This is a genomic window from Gordonia sp. PvP123 (assembly GCF_040547295.1).
In the GTDB taxonomy this organism is placed as follows: domain Bacteria; phylum Actinomycetota; class Actinomycetes; order Mycobacteriales; family Mycobacteriaceae; genus Gordonia; species Gordonia terrae.
In genome coordinates, this window is the sequence record NZ_JBEPPN010000016.1 from 42,472 (window position 1) to 69,302 (window position 26,831).

At 68.0% G+C, this 26,831-nt stretch carries 26 protein-coding genes and 1 riboswitch; of the genes, 15 read left to right on the plus strand and 11 right to left on the minus strand.

The window, feature by feature from the left end; translation table 11 throughout:
- Positions 1 to 4 precede the first annotated feature (4 nt).
- The 5 genes from ABIC25_RS23520 to ABIC25_RS23540 are packed head-to-tail and all read left to right on the plus strand — an operon-like array spanning position 5 to position 4,890.
- Entirely contained in the window at positions 5 to 766 is a 762-nt protein-coding gene (locus tag ABIC25_RS23520) for an ABC transporter ATP-binding protein (protein ID WP_101822298.1), read from the plus strand.
- A complete protein-coding gene (locus tag ABIC25_RS23525; RefSeq protein ID WP_354563394.1) occupies positions 759 to 2,399 on the plus strand; it encodes an FAD-binding protein in 1,641 nt (546 codons plus the stop codon). Before ABIC25_RS23520 ends, ABIC25_RS23525 begins: the two co-directional genes overlap by 8 nt.
- Entirely contained in the window at positions 2,396 to 2,746 is a 351-nt protein-coding gene (locus ABIC25_RS23530) for a 4Fe-4S dicluster domain-containing protein (RefSeq protein ID WP_004021158.1), read from the plus strand. Before ABIC25_RS23525 ends, ABIC25_RS23530 begins: the two co-directional genes overlap by 4 nt.
- 48 nt (positions 2,747 to 2,794) lie before the next feature.
- Positions 2,795 to 3,829 carry an ABC transporter substrate-binding protein gene (locus ABIC25_RS23535; RefSeq protein ID WP_354563396.1) on the plus strand — a complete coding sequence of 345 codons (1,035 nt, stop codon included), beginning with the start codon at positions 2,795 to 2,797 and terminating at the stop codon, positions 3,827 to 3,829.
- On the plus strand, positions 3,826 to 4,890 hold the full coding sequence (locus ABIC25_RS23540) for an LLM class flavin-dependent oxidoreductase (RefSeq protein WP_354563397.1): 1,065 nt from the start codon (positions 3,826 to 3,828) through the stop codon (positions 4,888 to 4,890). The genes ABIC25_RS23535 and ABIC25_RS23540 overlap by 4 nt, the downstream gene beginning before the upstream one ends.
- Before the next feature lie 395 nt (positions 4,891 to 5,285).
- Here the strand turns inward: ABIC25_RS23540 and ABIC25_RS23545 are convergent, their stop codons facing one another.
- The 4 genes from ABIC25_RS23545 to ABIC25_RS23560 are packed head-to-tail and all read right to left on the minus strand — an operon-like array spanning position 5,286 to position 10,388.
- Positions 5,286 to 6,464 (minus strand): alpha/beta hydrolase family protein, encoded by a 1,179-nt coding sequence (locus tag ABIC25_RS23545; RefSeq protein ID WP_354563398.1) that lies wholly within the window; start codon positions 6,462 to 6,464, stop codon positions 5,286 to 5,288.
- Positions 6,461 to 7,918: a wax ester/triacylglycerol synthase domain-containing protein gene (locus ABIC25_RS23550; RefSeq protein WP_004022622.1), complete on the minus strand. Its 1,458-nt coding sequence runs from the start codon at positions 7,916 to 7,918 to the stop codon at positions 6,461 to 6,463. Before ABIC25_RS23550 ends, ABIC25_RS23545 begins: the two co-directional genes overlap by 4 nt.
- 3 nt (positions 7,919 to 7,921) lie before the next feature.
- Positions 7,922 to 9,574 carry an AMP-binding protein gene (locus ABIC25_RS23555; protein WP_354563400.1) on the minus strand — a complete coding sequence of 551 codons (1,653 nt, stop codon included), beginning with the start codon at positions 9,572 to 9,574 and terminating at the stop codon, positions 7,922 to 7,924.
- Positions 9,575 to 9,590: 16 nt separating this feature from the next.
- Positions 9,591 to 10,388: a 1-acyl-sn-glycerol-3-phosphate acyltransferase gene (locus tag ABIC25_RS23560; RefSeq protein WP_239399726.1), complete on the minus strand. Its 798-nt coding sequence runs from the start codon at positions 10,386 to 10,388 to the stop codon at positions 9,591 to 9,593.
- A 197-nt stretch (positions 10,389 to 10,585) separates the two neighbouring features.
- On the opposite strand from ABIC25_RS23560, the gene ABIC25_RS23565 reads away from it, so the two are divergent.
- Genes ABIC25_RS23565 through ABIC25_RS23575 form a run of 3 tightly spaced genes read left to right on the plus strand, consistent with a single transcriptional unit; the run spans position 10,586 to position 13,226 of the window.
- Positions 10,586 to 11,227: a PaaI family thioesterase gene (locus ABIC25_RS23565; RefSeq protein ID WP_354563401.1), complete on the plus strand. Its 642-nt coding sequence runs from the start codon at positions 10,586 to 10,588 to the stop codon at positions 11,225 to 11,227.
- Positions 11,227 to 12,267, plus strand: a complete 1,041-nt coding sequence (locus ABIC25_RS23570; RefSeq protein WP_354563402.1) for an alcohol dehydrogenase catalytic domain-containing protein — start codon at positions 11,227 to 11,229, stop codon at positions 12,265 to 12,267. The genes ABIC25_RS23565 and ABIC25_RS23570 overlap by 1 nt, the downstream gene beginning before the upstream one ends.
- Before the next feature lie 44 nt (positions 12,268 to 12,311).
- A complete protein-coding gene (locus ABIC25_RS23575) occupies positions 12,312 to 13,226 on the plus strand; it encodes an amidohydrolase family protein (protein ID WP_354563404.1) in 915 nt (304 codons plus the stop codon).
- 20 nt (positions 13,227 to 13,246) lie between these two features.
- On the opposite strand, the gene ABIC25_RS23580 is transcribed toward ABIC25_RS23575, so the two are convergent.
- The 4 genes from ABIC25_RS23580 to ABIC25_RS23595 all read right to left on the minus strand — a co-directional run bounded on the left by ABIC25_RS23580 (position 13,247) and on the right by ABIC25_RS23595 (position 17,765).
- Complete coding sequence (locus tag ABIC25_RS23580) at positions 13,247 to 13,960, minus strand: amino acid ABC transporter ATP-binding protein (protein ID WP_354563425.1); 714 nt, start codon at positions 13,958 to 13,960, stop codon at positions 13,247 to 13,249.
- A 91-nt stretch (positions 13,961 to 14,051) separates the two neighbouring features.
- Positions 14,052 to 15,878: an ABC transporter substrate-binding protein/permease gene (locus ABIC25_RS23585; RefSeq protein ID WP_354563405.1), complete on the minus strand. Its 1,827-nt coding sequence runs from the start codon at positions 15,876 to 15,878 to the stop codon at positions 14,052 to 14,054.
- 579 nt (positions 15,879 to 16,457) lie between these two features.
- A complete protein-coding gene (locus ABIC25_RS23590; protein WP_064570998.1) occupies positions 16,458 to 16,727 on the minus strand; it encodes a DUF2277 domain-containing protein in 270 nt (89 codons plus the stop codon).
- A 63-nt stretch (positions 16,728 to 16,790) separates the two neighbouring features.
- Positions 16,791 to 17,765 (minus strand): NADPH:quinone oxidoreductase family protein, encoded by a 975-nt coding sequence (locus ABIC25_RS23595; protein ID WP_354563406.1) that lies wholly within the window; start codon positions 17,763 to 17,765, stop codon positions 16,791 to 16,793.
- 50 nt (positions 17,766 to 17,815) lie between these two features.
- On the opposite strand from ABIC25_RS23595, the gene ABIC25_RS23600 reads away from it, so the two are divergent.
- Complete coding sequence (locus tag ABIC25_RS23600; RefSeq protein ID WP_354563407.1) at positions 17,816 to 18,514, plus strand: class I SAM-dependent methyltransferase; 699 nt, start codon at positions 17,816 to 17,818, stop codon at positions 18,512 to 18,514.
- A gap of 19 nt (positions 18,515 to 18,533) precedes the next feature.
- Here ABIC25_RS23600 and ABIC25_RS23605 read toward each other — a convergent pair whose 3' ends face one another.
- Genes ABIC25_RS23605 through ABIC25_RS23615 form a run of 3 tightly spaced genes read right to left on the minus strand, consistent with a single transcriptional unit; the run spans position 18,534 to position 21,615 of the window.
- Positions 18,534 to 19,292: an SDR family NAD(P)-dependent oxidoreductase gene (locus ABIC25_RS23605; RefSeq protein ID WP_354563408.1), complete on the minus strand. Its 759-nt coding sequence runs from the start codon at positions 19,290 to 19,292 to the stop codon at positions 18,534 to 18,536.
- On the minus strand, positions 19,289 to 20,242 hold the full coding sequence (locus ABIC25_RS23610) for an alpha/beta hydrolase (RefSeq protein WP_354563410.1): 954 nt from the start codon (positions 20,240 to 20,242) through the stop codon (positions 19,289 to 19,291). The genes ABIC25_RS23605 and ABIC25_RS23610 overlap by 4 nt, the downstream gene beginning before the upstream one ends.
- Positions 20,239 to 21,615: a flavin-containing monooxygenase gene (locus tag ABIC25_RS23615; protein WP_354563411.1), complete on the minus strand. Its 1,377-nt coding sequence runs from the start codon at positions 21,613 to 21,615 to the stop codon at positions 20,239 to 20,241. The genes ABIC25_RS23610 and ABIC25_RS23615 overlap by 4 nt, the downstream gene beginning before the upstream one ends.
- A gap of 193 nt (positions 21,616 to 21,808) precedes the next feature.
- On the opposite strand from ABIC25_RS23615, the gene ABIC25_RS23620 reads away from it, so the two are divergent.
- From ABIC25_RS23620 to ABIC25_RS23645, 6 genes are all read left to right on the plus strand, one after another.
- The gene (locus ABIC25_RS23620; protein ID WP_033206310.1) at positions 21,809 to 22,417 is read left to right on the plus strand and encodes a TetR/AcrR family transcriptional regulator; all 609 of its coding nucleotides are present in this window, start codon (positions 21,809 to 21,811) and stop codon (positions 22,415 to 22,417) included.
- A gap of 113 nt (positions 22,418 to 22,530) precedes the next feature.
- Positions 22,531 to 23,388 carry an LLM class F420-dependent oxidoreductase gene (locus ABIC25_RS23625; protein ID WP_354563412.1) on the plus strand — a complete coding sequence of 286 codons (858 nt, stop codon included), beginning with the start codon at positions 22,531 to 22,533 and terminating at the stop codon, positions 23,386 to 23,388.
- A 29-nt stretch (positions 23,389 to 23,417) separates the two neighbouring features.
- Positions 23,418 to 23,513: riboswitch (TPP riboswitch) on the plus strand.
- Positions 23,501 to 24,211 carry a TenA family protein gene (locus tag ABIC25_RS23630; RefSeq protein WP_354563413.1) on the plus strand — a complete coding sequence of 237 codons (711 nt, stop codon included), beginning with the start codon at positions 23,501 to 23,503 and terminating at the stop codon, positions 24,209 to 24,211. Its footprint overlaps the riboswitch before it by 13 nt.
- The gene (locus tag ABIC25_RS23635) at positions 24,208 to 25,233 is read left to right on the plus strand and encodes an ABC transporter substrate-binding protein (RefSeq protein ID WP_354563414.1); all 1,026 of its coding nucleotides are present in this window, start codon (positions 24,208 to 24,210) and stop codon (positions 25,231 to 25,233) included. The genes ABIC25_RS23630 and ABIC25_RS23635 overlap by 4 nt, the downstream gene beginning before the upstream one ends.
- A complete protein-coding gene (locus tag ABIC25_RS23640) occupies positions 25,208 to 25,999 on the plus strand; it encodes an ABC transporter permease (RefSeq protein ID WP_354563415.1) in 792 nt (263 codons plus the stop codon). Before ABIC25_RS23635 ends, ABIC25_RS23640 begins: the two co-directional genes overlap by 26 nt.
- Positions 25,996 to 26,817, plus strand: coding sequence for an ABC transporter ATP-binding protein (locus ABIC25_RS23645; RefSeq protein ID WP_248643445.1), 822 nt, complete (start codon positions 25,996 to 25,998; stop codon positions 26,815 to 26,817). Before ABIC25_RS23640 ends, ABIC25_RS23645 begins: the two co-directional genes overlap by 4 nt.
- The last annotated feature ends 14 nt before the right edge of the window (positions 26,818 to 26,831 follow it).

Below are 26,831 nucleotides of genomic sequence, written 5' to 3' on the forward strand. Positions count from 1 at the left end.
TGAGATGACGGAGAATCGCATCGACGGCGTCCGAGTCACCGGGGCCGCACGGGAATTCGACGGTCGGCGAGTGCTCGACCGTGTCGATCTGACCATCGAACGGGGCGAATTCGTCGCATTGCTCGGCGCGAGCGGTTCCGGGAAGAGCACGCTGCTCCGCGGTATCGGCGGTCTCGACCGCGGCTTCACCGGAACGATCGAGGCGCCATCGGCGAAGGCGATCGTCTTCCAAGAACATCGGCTCATGCCGTGGATGTCAGTGTGGCGCAACGTTGCCCTCGGGTTACGGGGCGGTGACACCGAGGCCCGCGCTCTGCGAGCACTCGACGAGGTGGGGCTCGCGGCCAAGTCCGACGCCTGGCCGTCCACCCTCTCGGGTGGCGAAGCCCAACGCACCGCGCTCGCACGGGCACTCGTCCGGGAGCCCGACCTGCTGCTGCTCGACGAACCCTTCGGCGCGCTCGACGCCCTCACCCGGATCAACGCCCAGCGTCTCGTGGCCCGCCTGTGGGAAGCACACCGTCCGGCAACGCTGCTCGTGACGCACGATGTCGAGGAGGCCCTACTCCTCGCGGATCGCGCGCTGATCCTGCGAGCCGGCCGGATCGCGCAGGACATCGTCGTCGATCTGCCACGGCCACGCCGGATCACCGACCCCGAGTTCGTAGCCCTCCGTTCGCAACTGCTCGCCGGACTGGGCGTCGGCGCAAGCAACGCCGAATCCACCGACCCCACACCGACACCCCGGGAGTTCACTCATGTCTGATGTTCTGACCCTGTCCACGGACGTGCTGGTGATCGGCGGCGGCCCCGCTGCCACCTGGGCCGCCATCCACGCCCGCGACGCCGGAGCCGAGGTGATCCTCGCGGACAAGGGCTACTGCGGCTCATCGGGGACGACGGCCCCGGCCGGGACCGGCGTCTGGTACGTCGCTCCCGACCCGGAGAAGCGCTCGGCGGCGAAGGCGAGTCGCGAAGCACTCGGCGGGTATCTCGCAGACCATTCCTGGATGGACCGCGTCCTCGACAAGACGTATGCGAACATGCACCGGCTGGGCACCGAGGGCCGGTACCCGTTCCCGGTCGACGAGCACACCGGGGAGCCCATCCGCACAGGGGTGCAGGGTCCGGAGTACATGCGTCGCATGCGCGCCTGGGTTCGACGCCGCGGCGTGCGGATCCTCGACCACTCCCCGGTCCTGGAACTCCTCACCGACAGCGAAGGGGCCGTTCGGGGCGCCGCCGGCCACCAGCGACAGACCGGCCGCGACTTCCGGGTCTCCGCCGGCGCGGTGGTCGTCGCGACCGGCGGATGCGCATTCCTGTCCAAGGCGCTGGGCAGCAACGTCGACACCGGCGACGGCGCCCTCATGGCGGCCGAGGTCGGTGCTTCGTTCTCGGGCATGGAATTCGCCAACGCCTACGCGATCGTCCCGAAGGGCTCCACGGTGACGAAGACCGCGTACTACGGCTACGCCACCTTCTTCCACGCCGATGGACGCATCGTCGAGGGCGCGGGGTCGACGAAAGGCCGTTCGGTGATCGCGCGAACTCTGTTGCAGGAGAGGGTTTACGCGCAACTGGATCGGGCGGACGAGCGGGTGGCGGCACAGATGCGTCTGGGCCAACCCAACTTCTTTCTCCAGTTCGACCGCCGTGGGATCAACCCGTTCACCGACCGGTTCGAGGTCGACCTGCTCGCCGAGGGCACCGTGCGCGGTACCGGTGGCATCGACATCGTCGACGACGAGTGCTGGACCGGGGTCCCGGGCCTGTATGCGGCCGGCGACGCCGCGACCCGGGAACGCATCTGTGGCGGTTTCACCGGCGGGGGCAGCCACAACTCCGCCTGGGCGATGTCGTCGGGCAGCTTCGCCGGTGCGGCCGCGGCACGCGCGGCCCGCGAGAACGGTGGGGCGATCCCGCTCGACCGGTTGACCGGTACCGGCACGGTCGGACTGGTCACCGCCGGACCGGGCGCCGCTCGGCGCGGGATCACGCCCGACGAGGTCGTGACCGCGGCACAGCGGGAGTTGATCCCCTTCGAGAAGAACTACCTGCGCCACGGGGACCGGATGACGCCCGCGCTCAGCGCACTGGACTCGCTGTGGGACGAGCTCTCCGGAGATGCCTACCGCGCCCGCACACCGGCAGGGCGCATACGTGCCCGGGAGGCCGCGGCGATCACCGCCGTCGGACGGTGGATCTACCGGTCCGCGCTCGCCCGCACCGAATCCCGCGGGATGAGCAAGCGCGCCGACCACCCCGACCTCGACCCGGCACTGGGCGATCACGTCCGCACCGGAGGACTCACCGATGTCTGGGTCGCGACACCCGGTTCGACCGCCCGCCGGCCCGGCCACCCCGCTCCGCGGCTCGCCGTCGGTGTTCCCGCATGATCGAGCTCGTCGTCGCATCGGCGTGTATCGCCTGCGACAAGTGTGTGAATGCCTGCCCCACCAACGTCTTCGACACCGGGCCCGACGGCGTGCCGACGATCGCCCGGCAATCGGACTGTCAGACATGCTTCATGTGTGAGGCGTACTGCCCCACCGATGCTCTCTACGTGAGTCCGGAGTCGTCCCCGCTCGGCGCCGGCGACACCGTGCCGCTCGAGCTGGTCGGCACCTATCGGGAACGTCTCGGCTGGGGCAAGGGACGCTCGCCCGGAAGCCTGACCGCGGTCGGACCGCCCATCCCGCACGGAGACCCGCCACCCCGGCTCGTCGAGCAGCACACCGACTGACCGGCTCACCTCGTTCCCCCGCTCCCAGCTTCACAGAACAGAGAAACCATGCCCACCAGAACATCTTTCGGACCACCGCTGCGTCGGATCAGACGCGCGATCGCACTGCTGTCGGCCGGCGTGGCGCTGACGGCAATTGCCGCCTGCGGATCCGAAGACTCGTCGTCGGCGCAGCGCGACGTCATCGACACGCTCCGGATCGGGGTGATCGGTTCGAGCAACGTCATCGCCGGACCGGTCGGCTTCGCCCACAGTCGCGGGGAACTGCTCGGGGCCTTCGCACCGCTGGGCGTCAACAAGGTCGAGGTCTTCAGTTTCCCGAACGGACCCGACCTCAACCAGGCGCTGATCGGCGGACGTCTCGACGTCGCGAGCTACGGCGACACCCCCGCGCTCGTCGCTCGCGGCTCGGGGCTGCAAACCCGCCTGTTGACGATCAACCAGCTCGACAACGATGCCGGTGTGGTGGCCAAAGACCCGTCGATCCGTTCGCTGGCCGATCTGGCCGGCAAGAACATCGGCGTGCCGAAGGGGTCCTACATCGACCGCTATCTACAGGGCGCATTGGCCGAGCGGGGCATCACCGCGAATCTGATCCACCTGTATCCGGCCGATCAGGAGGCTCCGCTGAACTCTGGTGAGATCGACGGCGCGGCGCTGCCCGGCGTCATCCCGTCCGTGGCGCTGCAGACCTTCGAGGGCAAGGGGTTCCACCTCGTGGACTCGGTCTACCGGGACCATCCCGATCTCGCCGGCACCAGCGTGACGGTGAGCAGCGAGCAGTTCCTGGAGAAGAACCCGGAATTCGCCGCGACGTGGCAGCAACTGCACGCGTCGTCGGTCCGCTTCGCGAAGGCGAACTGGGACGAGTACCTGCGATTCGAGCTGGGCAACTCCAAGGCACCCGAAGCCGCGGTCCGTGCCGCGGCCAACCCGGAGGGTTATTCCGAGGAGGCGTTCCCCGCGCGCGCCGTCGAATTGCTCACCGGCACCAAAGCCTTCCTGGTCCAACAGGGCAGCATCGATGACGACTTCGAACTCGACTCCTGGCTCCAGCGTCCCACCCCGGGACCGAACCCGTGACCGGGCCTCGATTCGGTGTGTGGGCCAATGTCTACGGCACGTGGGCCTCGGCACATCATCCCGCCGACCCGGTAGACGCGTCCTGGGAGCGCAACCTGGCACTGGTCCGCCGCGCGGAGGAACTCGGGTTTCACAGCACACTGATCGCCCAGCACGTGATCAACCCGTTCTCGCCGGAATGGGATCAGCTCGAGACATGGACATCGGCAGCCGCACTCGCCGCGTCGACGTCCACGATCGAATTGATCGCCGCCATCAAGCCGCTGCTGTTCCATCCGGTGGTGCTGGCCAAACAGGCCGCCAACATCGAGGAGATCTCCGGTGGTCGACTGTCCCTGAACGTCGTCAACGCATGGTTCCGCCCCGAGCTCGAGAAGGCCGGGATCGCGTTCCCCGAGCACGACGATCGCTACGGGTACGGCGCCGAATGGTTGACCATCGTCCGCAGGTTGCTCAGCGGGGAGAGGGTCTCGCACGAGGGACGGTATTTCAGCATCGACGACTATCAGATCAACCCCACCGGACGTTTCCGGTCACGTCCGGAGATCTACGTCGGCGGAGAATCCGATCCGGCCCGCGACCTGGTGGCGGCCCAGGGCGACGTGTGGTTCATCAATGGTCAACCGACTGAGCGGGTCCGAGAACTCATCGCCGACGTCGGCCGGCGCGAACGGACCGGCGCGCCTATCCGTTACGGACTGTCGGCCTTCGTGATCGCCCGTGACGATGCCGAATCCGCTCAGCGCGAGCTCGATCACCACTGGAAGCTGAACGAGCTCGATCAGCCCGTCCTGGCGAACATCGCCGGCGGTGCCGACGAGAAGGCGGTGATGTTCCAGACGTTCGCGCGCTACCCCGCGATCGGCACGAACGGCGGTACCGCAGCCGGGCTCGTCGGGTCCTACGACGAGGTGGCCGACCGGATCGCGGACTTCCATCGGGCCGGGATCGAGACGTTCATGCTGCAGTTCCAGCCCTTCGAGGCCGAGATGGAACGCTTTGCGGCGGAGGTGGTCCCGCGCGTGCACGAGCGCCTCGGAGCGGCTGTCGCGGCTCCCTGAAGTGCGAGCGAAACGAGCCCACCCAGCCCCCTGAGGTGCGAGCGAAACGAGCCCACCCCGCCCCCTGAGGTGCGAGCGAAACGAGCCCACCCAGCCCCCTGAGGTGCGAGCGAAACGAGCCCACCCCGCCCCCTGAGGTGCGAGCGAAGCGAGCCTCGAAGGGCTCATCCCTCACCGGACCCTTCGAGGCTCGTCGCTATCGCTCCTCGCACCTCAGGGAGCAACGGACGCCCGAGCCCATACGCGCAACACCTCAGGGAGCAACGGACGCCCGAGCCCATACGCGCAACAACTTCGGGCAGCGGAGGGCGCCCGAGTGGCGCACTCACTCAACCTGATTCGTGACCGGGCGGGCCGATGGTCTTGTCTTCTTTCTGACGGGAACAGCGCTGCCCTCACATCAGCGAGCGCAGGCCGGGTTCGTTGTCGGACCGAGAGGCCGAGGGCGGGGAGGCGCGCAGGAACTCGTCGGTGGCCTGCCGGATACTGCCCGAGATGGCGTGTCCGACATGACTACCGGAGTACCAGTGCACCTGACCGCCCCAATGGCGGTGTAGCTGTTGGGCGGCGGACACCGAGGTGACGCGGTCGTTGAGCGCCGCGACGACCATTCGCCGCTCGGGCGTCGGAATCGGTTCCACCGACAGCGGATTGATCACCGACGACACCGCGCGGACCGGTTCGCTGCGCATCAGCGAGGCCAGATGACGGCCCTTGGATCCGCCGCGCTCCATGTGATGGGCGAGGGTGGCGTGCATCTCCAGCATCGGCACGACGGCGAGGACCGAACTGACGCGGGGATCCATCGAGGCGACCATGGCCGCGATCGGGCCGCCGAGCGAAGTCCCCGCGATCGCGATGTCGGCGGGCTCCTGACCCTCGATCCAGGTGATCAGCGAACGGATCTCGGCGATCGCCCGAATCGTGATGACGGTGTTGACCAGCGGATCGAAGCCCGGGTAGGCGACCTTCTCGACTCGGCGGGAGCCATGTGCCGGGAGGACGGGGAACACCACGTCGTAGCCCAGCTTGTTGTACAGGTTGGCCGCGCGGAACGCGTAGAGATCGTCGGCGCGCCCCTGCGCCGCCCCGTGGACCCAGATCAGCCAGCGACGACCGGCCCGGCGCCGCGAGAGCACACGCACCGAGGCGATCCCGTCGGCGTAGGGGTCGGCGGCGGCGATCGACTCCGGGAGGGGCACTGCCACCGAGTAGTCGATGTGATCGAACGAGGTGGTCCCGAAGGTCTTCCGGTCACGCGAGACGATGCCGGGCGGCCCGGGGTCGAGGTGGATTCCCGAGGGTCCCAACGCGGCCAACTCCTCTGCGACACCGGTGCATCGGTGTACGCACTGCTCCACGAACTCGATCGGCGGGATGTCCCGGATCACCGAGTTGATCGCGATGAACAGCTCGTCGACGGCGGTCTCCCCGACCATCCGCGGACCGCAGTCCGCCGCCGGAACGCCCGCCTCCGGGTCGCCGCGACCGGCCGCACGCGAACTGCCGATCGCACGCGGCACCACCTTCGCGAACAACCCCAACCGAGCTGCTCCGGACTCCCAGTCGATCAACTCGCCTCCTGCGCCATCGCGTCGTCGCTCTCGTTCTCGCCCACCGTCTGCCGTTCGAGCGCGTCAGCGGCTTCGACGGCCGCATCCGCCACCCGCCTCAGGAACCGGGCGGGGTCGGGCATCGACTCCGGCGTCGCGATGAGGCCCATGCTGAGCTTGCCGGCGTAGCTGTACGTGGTGAGGTTGACGTCGGCTGGAGCGATGGCCAGTGCGAACGAGATCCAGTCGACGACCTCGATGTCCCCGACCCACCGCGTGGTGCGCGGACCGGGCATGTTGGCGGTGGTGATGTTGTTCATCACCAGCGGTGCACGATTCGCGGCCAGACCGCGGAAGATCGGGCCGAGCCGTCCGGTGTAGGTGGCCAGTACGTCGGTGAGTTCGAATCCGACGGCGCGCCGGCAGTGCACGGTGGCGGCGCAGCTCGCCCCCGTGGCCGCGATCCGCTCGACCGGGTCGGCCAGATCCGACCGCAGATACGCCATGGCCGTGGCGATCTCGTTGCCCTGAACACGCGTCGAGGCCAGGTCCTTGCACACTCCGAAGATGGACACCGCGACTCCCGGTTCTTCGCCGCGAGCGATCAGTTCGGCCCGGATCGCCCCGGCGATGACCCCGTGCAGCGCACCGTTCACGGTCGTGCCGGTGGCGAGCGCGAGTCGCTGCACGGCGGCGAGCGGAATGTCCCCGGACGCACAGATCCGGTCGGCGCCGCTGCGCGCGTTGAAGCTCGTCCGACGGACCGTCAACGGTTTCGGGATGAGGTCGGCGTTGCCGGCCTTGCGTTTCGCCGAGAATGCGCGCACCAGGGCCGACGCCGCGGACGGCAGATCGCGGATCATGCGCCGGGACTCCGAGCGCGCTGCACGCGTGAGTTCGTCGTCGTCGTGATCGACCCGGGTGCGGTCGACCGGCGCCTGTCCGACGCGCTCGTCGGGCCCGGCGGTGGCGGCCATGAAGGTGTTCAGTGCGGCGAGTCCGTCCGCGACGGCGTGATGGACGCGCACCACGACCGCCTGCCGCCCGCCGGCGAGACCGTGAACGAGGGTCAGCCCCCACAGCGGTCGGCTGCGGTCGAGTTGCCGGACCGCGAGTTCGGACAGGATCTCGTCGAGCTCGGCACGTCCCCCCGGCGCGGCGACCCATCGCTCGTCCAGGTGCTGCCACACGTCGAAGTCGTTGTCGCGCACCCAGAACGGACGGGCGCCGTGTCCGCGCGCCCAGGCGAGCCGCTGGGTCGCGCGTGGAAACATCCCGAGGTGGTCGGGCAGGACGCCGGCGATCTCGGTCAGGCTGAGAGGACGGCCCCGCCGGGCGGTGTCGAGAACCGCGACCTTGAGCGTGTGCATCGGGTTCGACGCCGACTCCATGTTGAGCATAAGCGCGTCGGGACCGGACATCCGTTCGGCGTCCGGAGTTCTGCTGGATCGGTCGATCTGCCTGACAGAATGCATGATTCAGCTCACCTTCCGTTGATTCGACGGGCCGGCATCGAGTTCGCGCTTGAGGATCTTGCCGGTGGCGTTGCGCGGCAGTTCGTCGAGGAAGTACACGTCGCGCGGGACCTTGAACCCGGCCAGTTGGTCACGGACCTGCTGCTGGATGTCGTCGGCGCCGATCTGCGCTCGCGGGGCCCGCACCACGTGGGCGACGAGTCGCTGACCGAATCTGTCGTCGTCGACACCGGTCACCGCGACCTCGAGCACCTCGTCGAGGGCGCCGATGACCTGCTCGACCTCGAGCGGGTACACGTTCTCCCCGCCCGACACGATCATCTCGTCGTCGCGACCGACGACGAAGAGCAGGCCGTTCTCGTCGAAGCGGCCGACATCGCCCGAGACCATGTGCCCGTCGCTGAAAGCCTTGGAGTCCGAACTGGTGTAGCCGTCGAAGCCGGAGTTGTTCGCGACCACGATGCGGCCGACCTCGCCGACGGGGACCTCTCGGTCGTCGTCGCCGAGAATGCGGACACTGGTACCGATGAGCGGTCGACCGGCGGTGTCCGGCGCGACGCGAAGATCGGCGGGGGTGGCGGTGGTGATGAGCCCGGCCTCGGTGGCGTTGTAGCTGTTGTAGACCACGTCGCCGTACCGGTCGAGGAATGCGACGAGTGCGTCGGAGCGCATCCGCGACCCGCTCGCGGTGGCGAAGCGCAGAGTCGGCATCGGATGGTCGTCGAGGACCTCGTCGGGGAGATCGGTGATGCGCTCGAGCATCACCGGTACGACGGCGAGGCCGGTCGCCGCGTGGTCGCGGACCAGTTCGAGCGTCGCCACCGGATCGAAGCGGCGGCGCATGATCATCGTGCACGTCATCGTCGCCGCGATCGCCACCTGCCCGAACCCCCACGCATGGAAGATCGGCGCCGCGATGACAGTCGATTCGCCTGCGCGCCAAGGAATCCTGTCCAGCATCGCCGCCAGGGAGGCGACGTCGGTGCTCCCGCCGCGACGCGCTCCCTTCGGCGTTCCGGTGGTTCCCGAGGTCAGCAACACGATGCGGCCGGCGCGAGCGGGCCGTCCGGGACGGGTTCCGCTGTTCGCACCGATCAGGCCGTCGACGGTGGCGCCCCGGTCCGACTCGCCCTCCGTCCACGCGTGGATTCGCCTCATCTCCGGAAGTCGCTGCGCCGCAGGCTCGACGACGGCGTCGAACTCGTCGTCGGCGATGAGGACGTCGGCCTGCTCACGGGCGAGTACGTCGGCGAGCTGGGGTCCGGCGAAGCCGGTGTTGAGGAGCACGGCATCGGCACCGAGCCGCGACGTCGCGGCGAGCGCCTCGATGAGACCGCGATGGTTGCGGCACAGGATGGCGACGGTGGTTACGGACGCGCCGGGGAGGTCACGGAGTCCGACGGCGAGTGCGTCGCAGCGGGCGTCGAGTTCACGCCAGGTGAGCTGTCCCGCCTCGTCGATGAGCGCGATGCCATCTGGATCGCGCGCCGCGGCGAGGCCGATCCCGCTCACCGGGGACGCACCGCCGTGCCGACGGAGGTTGAGCCCCATACGGATATAGCGGTCGACTCTCGACGAGCCGAGGAAGCCGCTGCGGTTCAGGGTACGAACGAGCCACAACGCGGTGGTGACGCGCTCGCGGAGGTGCGAGATCATCGTCGTCTCCTCGTGGTCAGCCCAGAACCGGGAACCGGCGGGCGCGGGCGAGGTGGTCCAGTGCGTGCTGCATGCGTTTGCGGACCATCTGGTCCACCTCGTCGTATTCGGGGTTGTTGCCGAACTCGGCGGTGATGTCGATCGGGTCGAGAACCTCCGTCACCAGCTTCGACGGCAACGGGATGTTCGGCGGGAGGTGCGCGGTCAGGCCGAACGGGAAACCGAAGGCAAACGGTGCCGTATCGGTACGGATCAGCTTGTCGAGTCGCAGGATTCGAGCGAGCGTGTCGCCACGATTGAGGAACAGCTGCGTCTCCTGCCCACCGATGGTGACGATGGGGACGATCGGCACGCCGGCCTCGAGAGCGGTGCGGATGTAGCCGGTACGACCGTGGAAGTCGATGGTCGCGCTCTGGCTGCTCGGGCGGAGAGCCTCCCATTCGCCGCCGGGGAACACGATCGTCGCAGCGCCCGCCCGCAGCGCGGCGACCGCGTTCTTCGGGTGAGCCGGGAGGAACCCGACCTTGCCGAAGATCTGTCTGCCCGCCCCGGTGAAGATGAGGTCGTGGGCGAGGGTGTACAGCGGCCGGTCCGCCCCGAATTCGTCGGCGAACGCCACGCTGATCACCGGGACGTCGAAGGCCATCAGTCCGCCGGAGTGGTTGGACACGAGCAGTGCACCGCCGTCGGGCACCTTGTCCATACCCCGCACCTCGGACCGGAAATAGGTTTTCGCCACGAGTTTCAGGACGGGCAGGACCCGCTTCACCCAGGTCTCGTCGCGTGCGGTGAGGTCGAAGGTCTCGGCGCTCATCGATCACATCTCCTGTGGGATTGCATCTGTGGTTCGCGCGGATCACCGCTTGATCAGCCGGGGCGAGCCCTCCGACCGGGGTCGATGTCCTCGGAACCGCAAAATGAGAACACGTTCTAGTGGTTGAATTAGAACACGTTCTACATAGCGTCGCCACACTTCGTTACCTATGCCACAACTGACTGATCGGTAGCCACATGGAGTTCATCCTGGAGGACATCTCCGAAGCCGAGGTCGCGCGTCGCCGCGCGGTCTACACCCCGCTCACCGACACCGTTCGCGATCTCGTCGACGCGGTGATCCGCACCGAGGTGGCCGAGGAGGACCTCGACGAGGCGCGCCGGCGGATCGCCGAGGTGGTGGCCGACCTGCGCAGTCGGCAGATGGACGGCGCCTTCGGGGTCCGACACACGCGCGAGAACACCGGCATGGCCTGGGGAAACGCGGTCATCGGCGTCCGCAACGCGCTGGCGCCGCCGCTCGACGTCGTGCACGTGGCCGACGGGGTCCGGAGCGAATTCACGCTGGGCGCGGCCTACGAGGGTCCACCCGGGCAGGTCCACGGCGGGGTGTGCGCGCTGGTCCTCGATCACGTCCTGGGCAACGCGGCGAGTGTGGAGGGCCCCTGCTACACCGGCACCCTCACCGTCCGGTACGGGCGGCCGACACCGCTGGGCGCGCTCGTCGCGCAGGCGTGGGTGACCGAGCAAAACGGACGCAAACGCATCGTCCGCGGCACGATCTCGGATGCCGACGGGGTGACCTGCGAGGCCGAGGGCGTGTTCATCGTGCCCCGGTCCACGGCCGACGTCCCGTCGGTGCGCTGGTCGGCGGGCTGATGCGCGCCGCGGTGACCGCCCCGGGAGAGTCCGGCGCGGGCGAGTTCATCTCGGGCGGATTCGTCGTCGACGACCGACCCGACCCCACCCCCGGTCCCGGCGAGCTGGTACTGCGCGTGGCCGCGAACGGCATCTGCGGTTCCGATCTGTCGACCGCGCCGCTGCTACCGAGCGGGACGATCATGGGTCACGAGTTCGCCGGCGAGGTCGTCGGTGTGGGACCCGAGGACCCGGACGTCCCCCACTCCTTTCGAGTCGGCGACCCCGTGGCCGCCATGCCGGTGATCGGGTGCCATCGGTGCCGCGCCTGCCTCATCGGTGACGTCGCCCGCTGCCCATCGGCACGAACCCTGGGACTCGGCATCCTGCCGGGCGGGCTCGCCGAGTTCGTCGCGGTCGGGGCGGCCGAGAGCGTGCTGCTCGACGGCATCGACCCGGTCGACGGCGCGCTCGTCGAACCGCTCGCAGTTGGATTGCACGCCGTCACCCGCGCGTCCGTCCGTCCCGGCGATCGGGTGCTGGTACTCGGCGCGGGACCAGTCGGTCTCGCTGCGCTGCACTGGCTGTCACGCGGAGTGGCCACCGAGCTGGTGTGCTCCGACCCGTCCCCGGGCAGGCGGGCGGCGGCACTCGATCTCGGCGCGTCCGCGGTGTGCACCCCCGACGAACTCCCCGCCCAGGTCGAATCGGGCTTCGACGTCGTCATCGAGTGCGTGGGCAAGCCGGGGATGATCGCCACTGCGCTGGACGCGGTCGCGACTCACGGCACCGTCGTCATCGCGGGCGTCTGCTTGAGCGACGACTCGTTCATGCCGGTCGCCGGGGTCGTGAAAGAGACCACGATGCACTTTGTCTCGTACTACACGGCGAGCGAGTTCCGCACCGCCGCAGCCGAGTTGAGCAAGGGTGTGATCGGGTCGTCGACGCTGGTCAGCGAGATCGTCGGGCTCGGCGAGGTGGACCGTGTGGTCCGGGAGCTCGCCGCGCCCAACGACCACCGGAAGGTGCTCATCGCGCCGGCGATGCCGGGCGTCCGCTGATCGGGACTCGCGGCCGGCGCCACACCCGGCGTACGGTCTCTGGGGTGAACAGTGCCGTTCCCGTGACCCCCGAGCCGTTCAGTACCGACGAGGCGCAGCGGGTGCGCGCGATCTGGTCAGACCTCGACCTGCCCGGCATCGTCGACGTGCACACCCACTTCATGCCGCGCCCGGTCATGGACAAGGTCTGGGCCTACTTCGACTCGGTCGGGCCACTGGTCGGACGCGAGTGGCCGATCACCTACCGCGCCGACGAGGACGTCCGGGTGTCCACGCTGCGGGACTTCGGGGTGCGGGCCTACTCGTCACTGGTGTACCCCCACAAACCGAACATGGCCGAGTGGCTGAACGGCTGGGCGCACGACTTCGCCGCGGGCCATGACGACTGCCTGCACACAGCGACGTTCTATCCGGAGGAGTCCGCCCACACCTATGTCTCCCGCGCCATCCAAGCGGGAACCCAGGTGTTCAAGTGCCACATCCAGGTCGGCGACTTCTCCCCCACCGATTCGCTTCTCGACGGCGTGTGGTCCCAGATCGCCGATTCGCAGGTCCCGGTCATCATCCACTGCGGGTCGGGGCCCGCGCCCGGCACCTTCACCGGACCCGAACCGATCCGCGAACTGCTGCACCGGTTTCCGTCGTTGCCGCTGATCGTCGCGCACATGGGGATGCCCGAGTACACCGCATTCCTCGACCTCGCGCTCGAGTACCCGAACGTGCACCTGGACACCACGATGGCGTTCACCGATTTCGCCGAGGAAGACGCCCCGTTCCCGGCGGACTACCTGCCGCGACTGGCCGACGCCGGCGAGAAGATCCTGTTCGGCAGCGACTTCCCGAACATCCCGTACGGCTACACCCACGCCCTCGAGGCGATCATCCGCCTCGACCTCGGGGCCGACTGGCTCCGAGACGTGTTCTACCGCAACGGCTCCAGGCTCTTCGGAATCGGCTGACCCAGGCGTCCGGCGAGCGCTTACAGGACCTGGGACAGGAAGGTCCGCAGGCGGTCGGACTTCGCGTCGTCGAAGACCTGTTCCGGCCGGCCGGTCTCGACGACGGCTCCGTGATCCATGAACAGCACGTTGTCGGAGACGTTGCGCGCGAAGCCCATCTCGTGGGTGACCACCACCATGGTCATCCCCTCGGTGGCCAGGTCGGCCATCAGTGCGAGCACACCTTTGACGAGCTCGGGATCGAGCGCGGACGTGGCCTCGTCGAAGAACATGACCTCCGGCGTCATGGCAAGTGCTCGTGCGATGGCGACGCGCTGCTGCTGGCCTCCCGAAAGGCGTGCCGGGCGCACGTCGGCCTTGTTCGTCAGCCCGACGATCTCGAGCTGCCGCAGGGCGACCTCACGGGCCTCGTCCTTGCTCAGGCCCTTCAGCTTCCGCGGTCCGAGTGCGACGTTGTCGACGACGCTCTTGTGGGGGAAGAGGTTGAAGTGCTGGAACACCATGCCGATCCGGCGTCGGAGCTCGTCCGGGTTGTCCTTGAGCACGGACCTACCGTCGAGCAGGATGTCCCCCTGATCGGGTTCGTGTAGCCGGTTCAGCACCCGCAGGAGGGTCGACTTGCCCGATCCCGACGGCCCGATGACGGTCGTGGTGGTGCCGGCATCGACCTGGATGCCGACGCCCCGAAGCACACGCTGCTTGCCGAACGACAGGTGCAGATCGGTCCCGGTCAGCGAGACGGCCTTCCGCGGGGTGGGCGCGGGCGAACCCGACGACGAGGCATTCGAGGCCTGGGAGTCGGACTTGTGGAGATCAGGCACGGGCCTATCCCTTCTCGACGACGGTCGGGGGCAGCGGGTCGTCCTGGACGTCGGCCGGTCGTCCGGTGCGCAGGCGCCGGTCGATGTAGTTGACCAGGTGCGTCAGCGGGATGGTCAGGATCAGGTACATGATGCCCGCGGCGACGAGCGGCGAGAGATTGCCTGTCTGCGCGTTCAGATCGCGGCCCACGGCGAACAGCTCGCGCTGACTCGCCAGCAACCCGAGGAAGTACACCAGCGAGCTGTCCTTGATCAGACTGATGAACTGGTTCATCAGTGCCGGGAGCACCCGTCGGACGCCCTGCGGCACGACGACGAGCCGCATCGACTCGCGATAACTGAAGCCGATGGCCCGTGAGGCCTCCAGCTGACCGTCGTCGACGCTCTGGATCCCGGACCGGAAGATCTCACCGATGTAGGCCGCGGCCAGCAGGGCCAGCGCGACGGCACCGAGCCAGTACGGGTTGTTGCCGGTGATGCCCTTGACGACCGGGCCCACGCCGAGACCGACGATCAGGATGACGACCACCGCGGGCAATCCGCGGAAGATGTCGGTGTAGACCCGCGCCGGCCAGCGCAGCCAGCGCGAGCGCGAGATGCCGCAGATCGCCAGGATCATGCCGAGGATGGTGCCGAGGACTCCCGATACCAGCGACAGGATCAGGGTGTTGACCAGACCGGTCTTGATCAGCTCGGGGAATGACTCCTTGTAGAGATCCCAGTTGAAGAACGTGTCGCCGAGCTGCTGGAGCGTGCTCTTGGGCGCGGTCTCCTCCGCGGGCCCGGCCTTCTCGGCGTTCTCGGCCGCGATCGCGGCGATGTCGGGGAGCTCGGGCGTGGGAGCGGCCTTGCTGCCGGGCTTCCAGCCCTCGGGCAGTTCGCGGGGCACCCAGTCGACGTAGAGCTTCGCGTACGTGCCGTCGGCGATGATGGCGTCGAGTCCGGAGTTGAGGGCCTCGGTGAGCCGCGGCTTGTTCTTTCCGACCGCCCAGGCGACGAAGTTGTTGACGCTGAACGTGTTCTCGACGATCGCGGTGCCATCGCCTTCACGAACCGCACCCTCGGCCTGCTGAGACGGCGCGACCCAGGCGTCGACCTGGCCGCTCCTGAGGTTCGCGTAGGCGGTGGCGTAGTCGGGGAACTTGACCGGGTCGAGTCCGAGCGTGTTGACGACGTAGTCGTCCTGCACGGTGCCCTGGACGACGGCGATACGTGTGGACGCCGACAGGTCACCGAAGCTCTTGATGGAACCACTGGTCGGCGCGACGAGGGAGAAGTAGCCGAAGTCGTAACCGTTGGTGAAGTCGACGGTCTTGCGACGGTCGTCGGTGGTGGTGATCGAGGACGATCCGACGTCGAAGCGGTTGTTGGCCACCTGCGACAGCAGCCCCGCGAACTCGGTGCCGTTGAACTCGATCTGCAGACCCAGCTTCGCGGCGACGGCCTTGAGGAGTTCGTTGTCGAAGCCGGTGAAGTTGCCCGCGCTGTTCACGCAGATGCTCGGGCCGGCGTCCGACAGGGTGCCGACGGAGATCTTGCCGGGCGACAGCAGCTCCAGTTGGCCGACGTCGATCTGGTCGAGCGGCGTGGTCGACGCCGTGGTGTAGCGGTCTTCCCCGCCCTGATCCGCGGCGGCGAGGTTGACCGGAGCCGCCGACGCCGACGCGAGGCCGGCCGGTGCGCAGCTGTCGGCCGGAGCGGCCTGCGCACGGGGTGCGGGTGCGCCGAGGATGGTCAGCAGTCCGACGATGGCGGCCGTGAGGGCCAGCGCGACGACGCGGACGGCGCGCGGCGCGTCCCGTCGGGCGCTACGGGATCTGTGGTTGGACACCGTGTCGACACTATCCGCACGCGCAAGAGGTGTCCCAAATTTTTGCCCGCCGGTGAGTTTAACCCGGTTGACCAGGGGGTCGTCGCCGTAGCGGCGCCTGCGAGGCGTGCGTCGAGCGCGACCGTCGGCCACGTCCGCCCGCGCCGATCGTCGAGGACGCCGTGCGGAGTGACCCCCGAGGATTCTCAATCCGGATGTACGAATTCCTTGTCGGAAAGCGGTGCTCGTGCTACCAATGATACAGGGATTCGGGATTTGTAACATCATTCTTCGCCGCGCCGGAAATCAACCCCCTCTTGAATCTCTGGCGCCCATCCCGCTATCCCACAGGCCGTCGACGTGCGGTTTTGTTGCGGCCTGCGTCCACTGTCGAATTCGAAGTGAAAGCGGGAAAAATCATGCTGTCTGCACTCTTCTACGCAATCGAGGCTTTCGACAACCTCTTGTGGGACATCGCCGAAACAATTGTCACCGGAAGCGACGAAGCCGCCGGCTCGTAGTCCCCCATCCAGTCAGGACGAGTTCAGCAGTGGGTATCGCCGGGCGATACCCACTGCTGAACCTCGACGGCGATCGCGATCAGCCTCGGGCAGCGATGCGTGCCTGGACTTCGGGCCGACGCAGCGGGGGCACGGTCTTCGGCGGTTGACGACGCTCCGGCAGGACGTCGAGGAGGGTCCGCGTCGCCGCGGTGACCGCGGTGACCGCCGCCTCGAACGCCTCGACGTTCGCCGCCGACGGATGGCGGACCCCACTCACCTTGCGCACGTACTGCCGAGCCGCGGCCTCGATCTCGTCCCCCGTCGCCGGCGGTTCCAGACCACGGAGTTCGGTGATGTTGCGGCACATGGCAGATCCCTTCGGTCGGATGCTGGTGCGGGTCGCCGCCGGGGCCGAACCGAGGTGGGGACCTCAGTCACCGATCTTGACGACCGCTTTGCCCAGGATCCGCCCTTCGGCCAGATCGGTCAACGCCTCGGGCAGCTGATCGAGCGTGTAGGTCACATTCACCTGCGGGGACATGCCGTCCGCGATCATCTGGGACAGCTCCTCGTGCAGGGTCGCGGGGAGGTTCAGCTCCGGGTGCGTGCGCACGTACTCGCCCCACGCGGCACCCACGACCGCGATGTTGCGGAACAGGACGCGGTTGAGTTTGACGGTCGGGATACCGCCCGCCGCGAAGCCGACCACCACGTACCGGCCGTCGGGCGCCACCTGGCGCAACGCCTCGTCGAACACCTCGCCGCCGGACGGATCGATCATCACGTCGACACCCTTGGGGAAGATCTCCTTGAGCGCGGTCCCCCAGCCCTCTTCGAGCTGCACGATCTCGTCCGCCCCGGCACTCCGCAGCAGTTCTTCGGCACCCTTGCGGTGGACGATCGCGACGACCTTCGCGCCGAGCGCCTTGGCGACCATGATCGACGCGGTGCCGACGCCACCGGCAGCACCGAGCACTCCCACGACCTCACCCTTCTGCAGGTGGGCACGGGTCTTCAACGCGAACAGGGCCGTCTGGTAGTTGATGCCCATCGCCGAGCCCTGCTCGAAGCTCAGCCCCTGCGGCAGCGGGAGCAGCTGTTCGGGTGCGGCCGCGACCTGTTCGGCGAAACCCCCCACGATCGACGCGACGAGGACCTTGTCACCGACCTTCACCGTCGATCCCTCGGGCGCCGAGCGCACCACCCCGGCCACCTCGGTTCCGGGCGTGAACGGCGTGGGGACGCGGAGCTGATACTTGCCCTGGCTCATCAGGACATCGGGGAAACACACCCCACATGACTTCACATCGACGAGGACCTGACCGTCGGCGGGTACAGGGTCCGGGACGTCTTTCAGTTCGAGTCCGGAGGGGCCTGTCTCTGCATTGAGTACCTGAGCTTTCATAGGGCTCACCCTACGCGGCGGCGCTCACAGACCCGATAGGATCTGGTGCCATGTCACACCCCACGGCCCAGCTGCCGAGCGCACCGTCCCCCGAACGCCTCCGAGTCGCCGAGGAGGCCCCCGGTTTCATGCCGCTCGACGAGGCGCAGACGCTGTTCGAGATCGCCGGAGAGTATCTGTCGCAACCGGATTCGACGAAGGTCGGCGTCGAGATCGGTACATACTGCGGCAAGTCGACGGTGTTCCTCGGTTCCGCGGGCGAGGCGCGCGGGGCCGTCATCGTGACCGTCGACCACCATCGCGGTTCCGAGGAACACCAGCCCGGGTGGGAGTACCACGACGAATCGCTCGTCGACGCGCACACCGGCACGCTGGACACCTCGGCACGCTTCCGCCGCACCATGTTCGACGCCGGACTCGACCAGACCGTGGTGGGGGTGCTGGCACCGTCGACGGTCGCGTCGAGGGTCTGGGGCACGCCGGCCGACTTCGTGTTCATCGACGGCGGCCACAGCATGGAGGCCGCACAGAACGACCTCGACGGCTGGGCGCCATGGGTTCGTATCGGCGGCGCCCTGCTCATCCACGACGTCTTCCCCGACCCGGCCGACGGCGGACGGCCGCCGTACGAGATCTACTGCCAGGCACTGGAAACCGGGCAGTTCACCGAGGTCAGGGTCGAGGGATCGCTGCGCGTCCTGCGTCGCGATTCGGGTGACGTCGGTGCGCCGCTGACACCGAAGGTCTGACGCGAGGCGAGAGCGGGCGCTAGGCTTCCGCGGCCAGCGCCCGCACCTTGCCCAGCACGTCGGGATAGCGTTTCAGGTGCGCACCGCCGTTGACGTCGAAGGCGGCGCCGGTGATCCATCCAGCCTTGTCGGAGGCGAGAAATGCGATGGTGTCGGCGATCTCGGACGTCTCACCGCTGCGGCCCAGCGGGGTGTTGTCGAGGTAGTCCTCGGTCAGACCGGGGACGAAACCGATCCCCTCGGTCAGCGGGGTCATCACCAGTCCCGGTGACACCGCGTTGACCCGGACCCCACGCTCGGCGAGTTCGAGGGCGGCGACCTCGACGAGCATCAGCACACCGGCTTTCGAGGCGCAGTACGCGCCCATCCCCGCACCGGGTTGCCGACCGTTGAGCGACGCGATGCAGGTGATCGACCCACCGTCGACGATCCGTCGGCCGGCGTGTTTGACCACCAGGAACGTTCCGGTGAGACAGACGTCGACGGTGTGGCGCCACGCACTCAACTCGAGGTCGGTGAGCGGTCCGGGGTCGGAGAGTCCGGCACAGTTCACCGCGGTGTCGAACTCGCCCACATCCTCGAAAACGGCTGCGACCGAGTCCTCGTCGGTGACGTCCAGCCGGACCGCGCGCACCGCATCGCCTCGTTCGGCGGCGACCGCCTCGGCGCGCACGAGGTCGACGTCGGCGACGACCACCTCTGAACCGGCATCGGCCAACGCGTCGACGGTGGCGAGGCCGATACCCGAGGCGCCGCCGACGACGATCGCCCGACTCATCGGGCCCCGGCCTCGACGGGGTGGCCCTTGGTAACCAGATGCCGTGTCAGGAAACCGATCTCGTGCTTGACGCAGGGTTCGAACCAGTCGTTCCCGGCGAACACGTCGAAGTGGTCGCACGGGTAGTGCCGCACCTCGGCGCGTGCCTTGAAGGCCGTCTTCGACGCGGCGTATGGCGGTGCGACGGAGTCGAAGTCGGCGATCTGGAACAGCACCGGAGCGGAGACCCGATGCGCATACTTGTCCGCGCGGAAGCCCCCGATCTCCAGGCCGACCGAGGCGTCGACCTCGTTGCGCCAGGACGGGCCGGCAATCGCCTGGTAGCTCTCCTGATAACCGGGCGCCGTCAGCGCGGCGCCGGTGTCGCCGGGTTGCCCCACGACTCGCATCATCCTCGGGGCACGTCCGAGGCGTCGCGACACCGCACTGGCCACCGCGGTCGCGGTCGACTTCGCGATCGCCGCCCCGCCGTTCTGCGCGTAGGCGACCCGGCCGGCGGCCGGCCCGTTCACGAAGGGGATGACGGCGATCACCGCGGCAACGTCTTCGCGGTCCGCGGCCACGGTCAGTGCATGGCCACCGGATTGCGAGACACCCCACAGGATGATCCGACCGGGATCGACGCCCGGCTGCTTCTTCGCGGCCACGATCGCGGCACGGTAGTCGTCGGCCTGACGTTCCAGCGAGATCTGTTGCCGTGGTTCTCCTCCCGACAACCCGAAGCCGCGATAGTCGAACGCCAGCACCGCCAGGCCCGCCTCGGCGAAGCGCTGGGCGTAGGGGCCCAGACCGGAGTCCTTGGTCCCGGCGAAGCCGTGGGCCATCACGACGACGGGCCGTGTGCCGTCGACCTCGAAGGGCGACGATGCCGCGCCCGGGAAGAACCAGGCGTCGCACTCGGCGTCCGACGAGGAGAAGCGCACGGTGGTCGCACCGTCCGGTGTGCTCATGCCGAGGCTCCCTTCGAGACCAGTTCGGAGGCGACGCCGGCCCATTCGGTCGGCCCCTGCTGCTGGGCCCGGCGGATGCCCGCCGGGATCTCCTTGGTCCGCATGTTGTGTTCGTACAGATAGTGATCGAGCTGCTGGGTGTGCCGCGGGCGATCGAGCATGTGGCCGGTGTAGTAGTGCATGTCGGCCTCGATCGTCTGCCGCATCTCCGGCACCGACGGGAGCCGGTAGTGACCTGTGGCGTACGCGCCGATCAGGCGGGCCTGACATTCGACGAACGGGAACAGCGTCGGGACCGCTTGCGCGAAACCGGCGAAGACGAGGTCGTCGATCCCCGGGTAGAACATCCGCTTGTACAGGTCGATCCGATTGTCGGGGGCGCTGATGAACTCGGGATCGAAGAACGGGAAGGTGATGTTGTATCCCGTTGCGTAGATGATGATGTCGAAATCATCGGAGGTGCCGTCGTCGAAGTGAACCGTCGACCCGTCGAATCGGTTGATGTTGGGCTTGGGGATGACATCACCGGAGCCGAGCCGGAGCGGCAGCTCGACCGACTGGGTCGGATGTGCTTCGAAGAACTTGTGATTGGGCGTCGGTAGTCCGTAGTCCTCGGGACGTCCTGCCGTCACGGGCTGCATGACCTGGACGAACTTCCGCTGCCACGACGTGGGCAGGTACGGCGTCGACCGGTAGTACTTGTCGGCCGGTTTGCCGCCGAAGTACTTCGGGACGATCCATGCACCCGACCGCGTGGACAGGGTCAGCTTGTTGTCCAGTGCCTTCGACGACAGCTCGACGGCGATGTCGGCCGCGCTGTTGCCGAGTCCGACGACCAGGATGCGCTTGCCCATGAAGTCGTGCGGGGTGCGCGGGTCGATGTAGTGGTGGGCGTGCATCTCGATGCCGTCGAACTCGCCCGGGAAGTCCGGCCACCGGGGGTCCCAGTGGTGCCCGTTGGCGACGACGAGCAGATCGAACCGGCGTCGCTCGCCCAGCTGGGTCTGCAGTTCCCAGCCGCCGCCGTCGAGTCGGGTCGCGTGTTCGATGCCGTTGGTGAACTCGATCGACGAGTAGAGGTCGAAGGCCTCCGCGTACGAGTCGAGATAGGCCTTCACCTGGGTGTGGTGCGGGAAGTCCGGGTACTCGTCGGGCATCGGGAAGTCCCGGAACGACAGTTGGTGCTTGGAGGTGTCGATGTGCAACGAGCGGTATGCGCTGCTGTGGCCGTTCGGATTGCCGAACGCCCAGTTCCCGCCGACCCGGTCGGAACTCTCGAAGCATGTGTACGGAACGCCGTAATCGGTGAGCATCTTGCCTGCGGTCAGACCGCTGATGCCGGCCCCGATGATCGCGGTGGTTGGTAAAGGCACACTGCCCCCTCGTCGGACACGTCGTGGTTCGGTCGTATGGGTCTCGGTCATGCGTGTAGACACATTCTGGTTTGTGTCTACACGATGCGACGTATCGTGTACACAGAATCCGCGAACTGTCTACGACGCCGTCGTCCGTTCGCCGGAACCGCCGACGAGTACGCAGCAGTGCGCGCAGACCGTGACCGCAGGAGTGTCCGTGACCGAAGCCCCGACCACCACGGTCCAGGACCGCCTACTCGATGCGACAGAGAAGCTGCTCGCCGACAAGGGGATTCGCGCGACGACGATGCAGCAGGTGGCCGAGACGGCCGGGGTCTCGCGCGCGTGGCTCTATCGGCACTATCCCGACAAACCGTCCATGATCGGTGCCACCATCGTGCGCCTCACCGAGTCCTTCTGGCGGGACGCACGCGCCGAACTCGACGGGATCGACGACTTCGCGGGCCGGCTCACTGCCGGTGTGCGGATCGGCCGCGGCGCGTACGACGACCCCGGAACCCTACTCATGCGGCTGCGCACCGACGAACCGACCGAGTTCGCCGAATGCGCCGGCGTGGGCGTCGTCAAGCTCGTCCCCGACCTCGCCGCGTTCTGGTTCCCGTTCGTCGAGCACGCCGCGCACCGGGGCGAGATCCATCCTGGACATGACCTGCGCGAGGTGTCCGAATGGGTTGCCCGCGTGCTGATCAGCCTGGGTACGTCGCCGGGTGAGACCGTCGACATCGACGACGCATCCCAGGTCCGACGACACCTCGAGGTCTTCATCCTCCCCGGGTTCCGCACCGATCCACGCCACTGACCGCGTCCGAGCCCCGGTCCTCCTCTGGTCTGAGTGACGCCGATCACCTAGACTGGTGTCCAGTCAACCGTCCGGCCGTCCCGGGCGGCCGAACGACGCCGTCGGAGGGCACCATGGATTTCGGGATCGTGCAGTTCACCAGTGATCGCGGATTGAAGCCGCACGTCCTCGCCCCACTCATCGAGAACGCGGGATTCGCTTCCTACTACGTTCCCGAACACGGGCACATCCCCACCAGGCGCGACGCGGCGCACCCGCGCACCGGTGACGAGACCCTGCCCGACGAGCGGTACATGCGCACGCTCGACCCGTGGACATCGCTGGCCGCCGCCGCCGCGGTCACCGAACGCATCCGTCTGGCCACGGCGGTCGCCCTTCCGGTGCAATCGGATCCGATCACGCTGGCCAAGACCATCGCGACCCTCGATCACCTCTCGAACGGGCGGGTGACCCTCGGCGTCGGATTCGGCTGGAATCTCGACGAACTCGCGGACCACAACGTGCCGCCGAAGCGCCGGCGCACCATGCTGCGCGAGTACCTCGAGGCGATGTCGACGCTGTGGTCGGAGGAAGAAGCCGAATACGACGGCGAATTCGTGCAATTCGGTCCCAGCTGGGCGTGGCCCAAGTCGACCCAGGCACACATCCCGGTCCAGGTGGGTGCGGCGGGCAACGAGAAGAACTTCAAGTGGATCGCGCGCAGCGCGGACGGCTGGATCACCACCCCGGGCGAGGAGGACATCGAGGGTTCGGTGTCGCTGCTCAAGCAGATCTGGGCCGACGCAGGTCGCACCGGCGATCCCGAGATCGTCGTCCTCGACTTCCGACCGGTTCCCGAGAAACTCGAGAAGTGGCGCGAGATCGGTGTCACGACAGTGCTGTACGGCCTGCCCGACGACTCGGTGGAGCGCGCGACCGGTTACCTCGCGAAACTCGCGGGAAAGTTGGGTATCGCTCCGGCAGTCGTGTAGAGGCCCGAATCCCTCTGCTAGCCTGGGTGCGTTCTGACACGGGGTGCTCCGCGACTGCGGGGCTGAGATGAGACCCGAGAACCTGTCCAGGTAATGCTGACGAAGGGATGTCATGTCTTTGCATGCGCACGCGCCGGATCCCGGCCGCTTCACCGACCACCTGTGGGAACAGACGACAGCTCTGCGAGCGTCGATCGACGATCTCGAATTCCTGCACCGCCTCGGAGACGGCACGCTGCCCCTCGAGGTGTTCCGCACCTACCTGGAGCAGGACTCGCTGTACCTGGCCGGGTACTCGAAAGCACTCGCGATCCTGGCGTCGAAGTCGCCCGACCCGCAGACCGCGGCATTCTGGGCGAACTCGTCGTCGACCGCGGCCACCGTCGAGGTCGCCCTGCACGGCGACCTGCTCGGGGGCGGCCAGTTGCCGCCGCGGCAGGGTGAGCCCGAGCCGTCGACCGCGTGCCTGGCCTATGTGTCCTACCTGATCGCCACCGCAGCGACCGAGTCGTACGCGGTCGGCGCCGCCGCAACGCTGCCCTGCTTCTGGATCTACGCCGACGTCGGCCGGGGACTGGCGGCGAGCGCCGCCGAGGTCCTCGCCGCCGACCCGAAGCACCCGTATGCCCAGTGGGTGACCACCTACGACGCCCCGGAGTTCCAGGAATCCGCCGCCCGGGCAAGGGAACTGGTGGATGCGGCGGCGGCGTCGGCCGGCGCGCCGGAACGGGCTGCGATGTCCGCGGCGTTCACCATCGCCACCCGGTACGAGCTCATGTTCTGGGACACCGCGCTGAACCCCTACGCATGGCCCGCCGCATGACCGGCCGCGCGCGCCGCGTCCTGGCCTGCCTCGTTGCCACCGTCGCGGTGTTGTCGACGGCCACCGCGTGTGGGTCGGACACCGCCTCCGACAACACCATCCGGTTCGCGCTCGACTGGACCCCGAACACCAATCACACGGGCCTGTTCGTGGCGCAACAGCGCGGGTACTTCGCCGAGTCCGGCCTCGACGTCGAGATCCTGCCCTACAACAACACCTCCGTCGACACCGTCGTGGACGCGGGGAACGCCGAATTCGGGATCAGCACCCACAGTTCGTCCACCTTCTCTCGGGCATCGGGCGCGCACACGATCTCCGTGCTGGCACCACTGCAGCGGTGGGCGACAGGTATCGGTGTCCGCGCCGACCGCGACGACATCACGAGCCCGAAGGACCTCGACGGCAAGACCTATGCCGGGTTCGGTGACCCCGGCGAGGTGGAGACACTCAAGCGGGTGATCCGGAACGACGGCGGCACAGGTGAATTCACCTCGGTCACCCTCGGCACCTCCGCATACGAGGCCGTCTATTCCGGGAAGGCGGACTTCACCGTCTCGTATCTCGCCTGGGAGGGCATCGAGGCCGAGCACCACGGAACGCCGATGAGGTATTTCCACTACACGGACTTCGGTTTCCCGGAGGCCTACGCGATCGTCGTCGACGCCAACGAGGACTGGCTGAACGAGAACCCGGAGCGTGCGGCGACGTTCGTACGGGCGCTGCAACGCGGCTACCAGGCTGCGGCCGATGACCCGGATGCCGCCGCCCGCGACCTCATCGCCGCCAATCCGGGCGCGTTCAACGACGAGAAGCTGGTCGTCGAGAGCCAGCGGATGCTTGCCGCCCAGTACATGAAAGACGCGAACGGCCGGGTGGGCGGGCAGACGCTCGAGCAGTGGGCCGGGAACTCTGGGTTCCTCTACCGCAGTGGGCTTCTCACGGGTCCGGACGGGGCCGCGCTCACAGCCGAGCCGGACTGGTCGACCTACTTCACCAATGATTACCTCGACGCGTCCCGCTAGCACCGGCCTCCGGCGGGCCGCGCCCGCGATCGTGGCGGTGGTGGTACTCGTCGCGGCCTGGCAGGTCTATGTCGATCTCAGCGGGGTCCGACCGCAACTGCTGCCGTCGCCGTCCCGGGTCGCGGCACAGGGGTGGGCGCATCGGGACGAGATCGGGGTGCACGCCGGGGCGACGCTTCAGGTCACCCTGATCGGCTTCGCGGTGTCACTGGTCCTGGCATGGGTACTGGCGATCATCGTCGACTTCTCCCCCACCCTGCGGCGGGCCTTCGTGCCCCTGTTCGTCGCATCGCAGACGCTGCCGATCATCGCGATCGCTCCGCTCATGATCATCTGGTTCGGCTTCGGCGTGCTCCCGAAGGTCCTCGTCATCGCCCTTGTCACCTTCTTCCCGATGGCGATCGGGTTGATCGAGGGGTTCGCGGCCGCCGATCGCGAGGCCGGCGCACTCCTGCGGAGCATGGGCGCCACCCGCCCGCAGATCTTCCGCTACGTGCGCCTGCCGTCCGCGCTCCCCCGGTTCTTCACGGCGCTGCGGATCGGCATCACCTACGCGGTGGTGGGTGCCGTGTTCGCCGAGTACGTCGGTGCCAGCCAGGGGCTCGGCATCTACATGAGCCTTCAGAAGAACTCGTTCCGCACCGACCTCGTGCTCGCGGCCGTGCTGGTGACGGCCCTCATCAGCGTCGGGTTGTATCTGCTGACATTCGCGATCGAACGCGTCGTCGTGCCGTGGGCTCGTGCCGAGAAGACCGAGCCCTCATGACCGACGACGCTCGCCGGCTCGTCGTGGACCGGCTGACGAAATCCTTCCCCCGGAGCGGCCGCGAGCAACCTCCGCGTCACGTGCTCGACGCGGTCTCGTTCACGGCGGAGCCCGGCGAGTTCGTCTCCGTCATCGGACCGAGTGGCTGCGGCAAGAGCACCATCTTCAGCATGCTCGCCGGGCTCGACGTACCCGACTCCGGCAGCGTCACCGTCGGCGGCGACGCCGCGATCGCCGGACACTGCGCGTACATGCCGCAGAAGGATCTCCTGTTCCCCTGGCGCACGATCCTCGACAACACGATCCTCGGCCTGCAGGTACAGGGTGTGCCGGCAGCCGATGCCCGTCGCCGGGCGGCGGAGCTCTTCCCCACCTTCGGGTTGTCCGGGTTCGAGGACGCGCGCCCGTCTCAGCTGTCCGGGGGGATGCGACAGCGGGCCGCCCTGCTCCGCACGGTCGTGCAGAACCGCGATCTGCTGCTGCTCGACGAACCGTTCGGCGCCCTGGACTCGCTGACCCGGACGGAGATGCAGTCGTGGCTGCAGTCGGTCTGGCAACGCTACCGGTGGACGGTGCTGATGATCACCCACGACATCCGTGAGGCCATCTACCTCTCGGACCGGGTCATCGTGTTGTCCGCCCGACCGGCGACCGTCGTCCGCCAAGCGCGCGTCGAGCTCCCGCGGCCGCGGGAACTCGCGGTCCTCACCTCACCGGAATTCGTTGCGCTCGAAGAGGATCTGCGAGCAGTGCTGCACGACGAGGCCCGGCGCGCCCTTGCCGAGCAGATCGACTCGGGCTCGACGCTCGCGGAATGACCGCCCGCCGGTCA

What these genes read in the sequence shown, in the direction of transcription:
- ABIC25_RS23520 (WP_101822298.1), top strand. Translation starts at nt 5, where the DNA reads ATGACGGAGAATCGCATCGACGGCGTCCGAGTCACCGGGGCCGCACGG.
- ABIC25_RS23525 (WP_354563394.1), top strand. Translation starts at nt 759, where the DNA reads ATGTCTGATGTTCTGACCCTGTCCACGGACGTGCTGGTGATCGGCGGC.
- ABIC25_RS23530 (WP_004021158.1), top strand. Translation starts at nt 2,396, where the DNA reads ATGATCGAGCTCGTCGTCGCATCGGCGTGTATCGCCTGCGACAAGTGT.
- ABIC25_RS23535 (WP_354563396.1), top strand. Translation starts at nt 2,795, where the DNA reads ATGCCCACCAGAACATCTTTCGGACCACCGCTGCGTCGGATCAGACGC.
- ABIC25_RS23550 (WP_004022622.1), bottom strand. Translation starts at nt 7,918, where the DNA reads ATGCATTCTGTCAGGCAGATCGACCGATCCAGCAGAACTCCGGACGCC.
- ABIC25_RS23555 (WP_354563400.1), bottom strand. Translation starts at nt 9,574, where the DNA reads ATGATCTCGCACCTCCGCGAGCGCGTCACCACCGCGTTGTGGCTCGTT.
- ABIC25_RS23560 (WP_239399726.1), bottom strand. Translation starts at nt 10,388, where the DNA reads ATGAGCGCCGAGACCTTCGACCTCACCGCACGCGACGAGACCTGGGTG.
- ABIC25_RS23565 (WP_354563401.1), top strand. Translation starts at nt 10,586, where the DNA reads ATGGAGTTCATCCTGGAGGACATCTCCGAAGCCGAGGTCGCGCGTCGC.
- ABIC25_RS23570 (WP_354563402.1), top strand. Translation starts at nt 11,227, where the DNA reads ATGCGCGCCGCGGTGACCGCCCCGGGAGAGTCCGGCGCGGGCGAGTTC.
- ABIC25_RS23590 (WP_064570998.1), bottom strand. Translation starts at nt 16,727, where the DNA reads ATGTGCCGCAACATCACCGAACTCCGTGGTCTGGAACCGCCGGCGACG.
- ABIC25_RS23595 (WP_354563406.1), bottom strand. Translation starts at nt 17,765, where the DNA reads ATGAAAGCTCAGGTACTCAATGCAGAGACAGGCCCCTCCGGACTCGAA.
- ABIC25_RS23600 (WP_354563407.1), top strand. Translation starts at nt 17,816, where the DNA reads ATGTCACACCCCACGGCCCAGCTGCCGAGCGCACCGTCCCCCGAACGC.
- ABIC25_RS23605 (WP_354563408.1), bottom strand. Translation starts at nt 19,292, where the DNA reads ATGAGTCGGGCGATCGTCGTCGGCGGCGCCTCGGGTATCGGCCTCGCC.
- ABIC25_RS23610 (WP_354563410.1), bottom strand. Translation starts at nt 20,242, where the DNA reads ATGAGCACACCGGACGGTGCGACCACCGTGCGCTTCTCCTCGTCGGAC.
- ABIC25_RS23625 (WP_354563412.1), top strand. Translation starts at nt 22,531, where the DNA reads ATGGATTTCGGGATCGTGCAGTTCACCAGTGATCGCGGATTGAAGCCG.
- ABIC25_RS23630 (WP_354563413.1), top strand. Translation starts at nt 23,501, where the DNA reads ATGTCTTTGCATGCGCACGCGCCGGATCCCGGCCGCTTCACCGACCAC.
- ABIC25_RS23635 (WP_354563414.1), top strand. Translation starts at nt 24,208, where the DNA reads ATGACCGGCCGCGCGCGCCGCGTCCTGGCCTGCCTCGTTGCCACCGTC.
- ABIC25_RS23640 (WP_354563415.1), top strand. Translation starts at nt 25,208, where the DNA reads ATGATTACCTCGACGCGTCCCGCTAGCACCGGCCTCCGGCGGGCCGCG.
- ABIC25_RS23645 (WP_248643445.1), top strand. Translation starts at nt 25,996, where the DNA reads ATGACCGACGACGCTCGCCGGCTCGTCGTGGACCGGCTGACGAAATCC.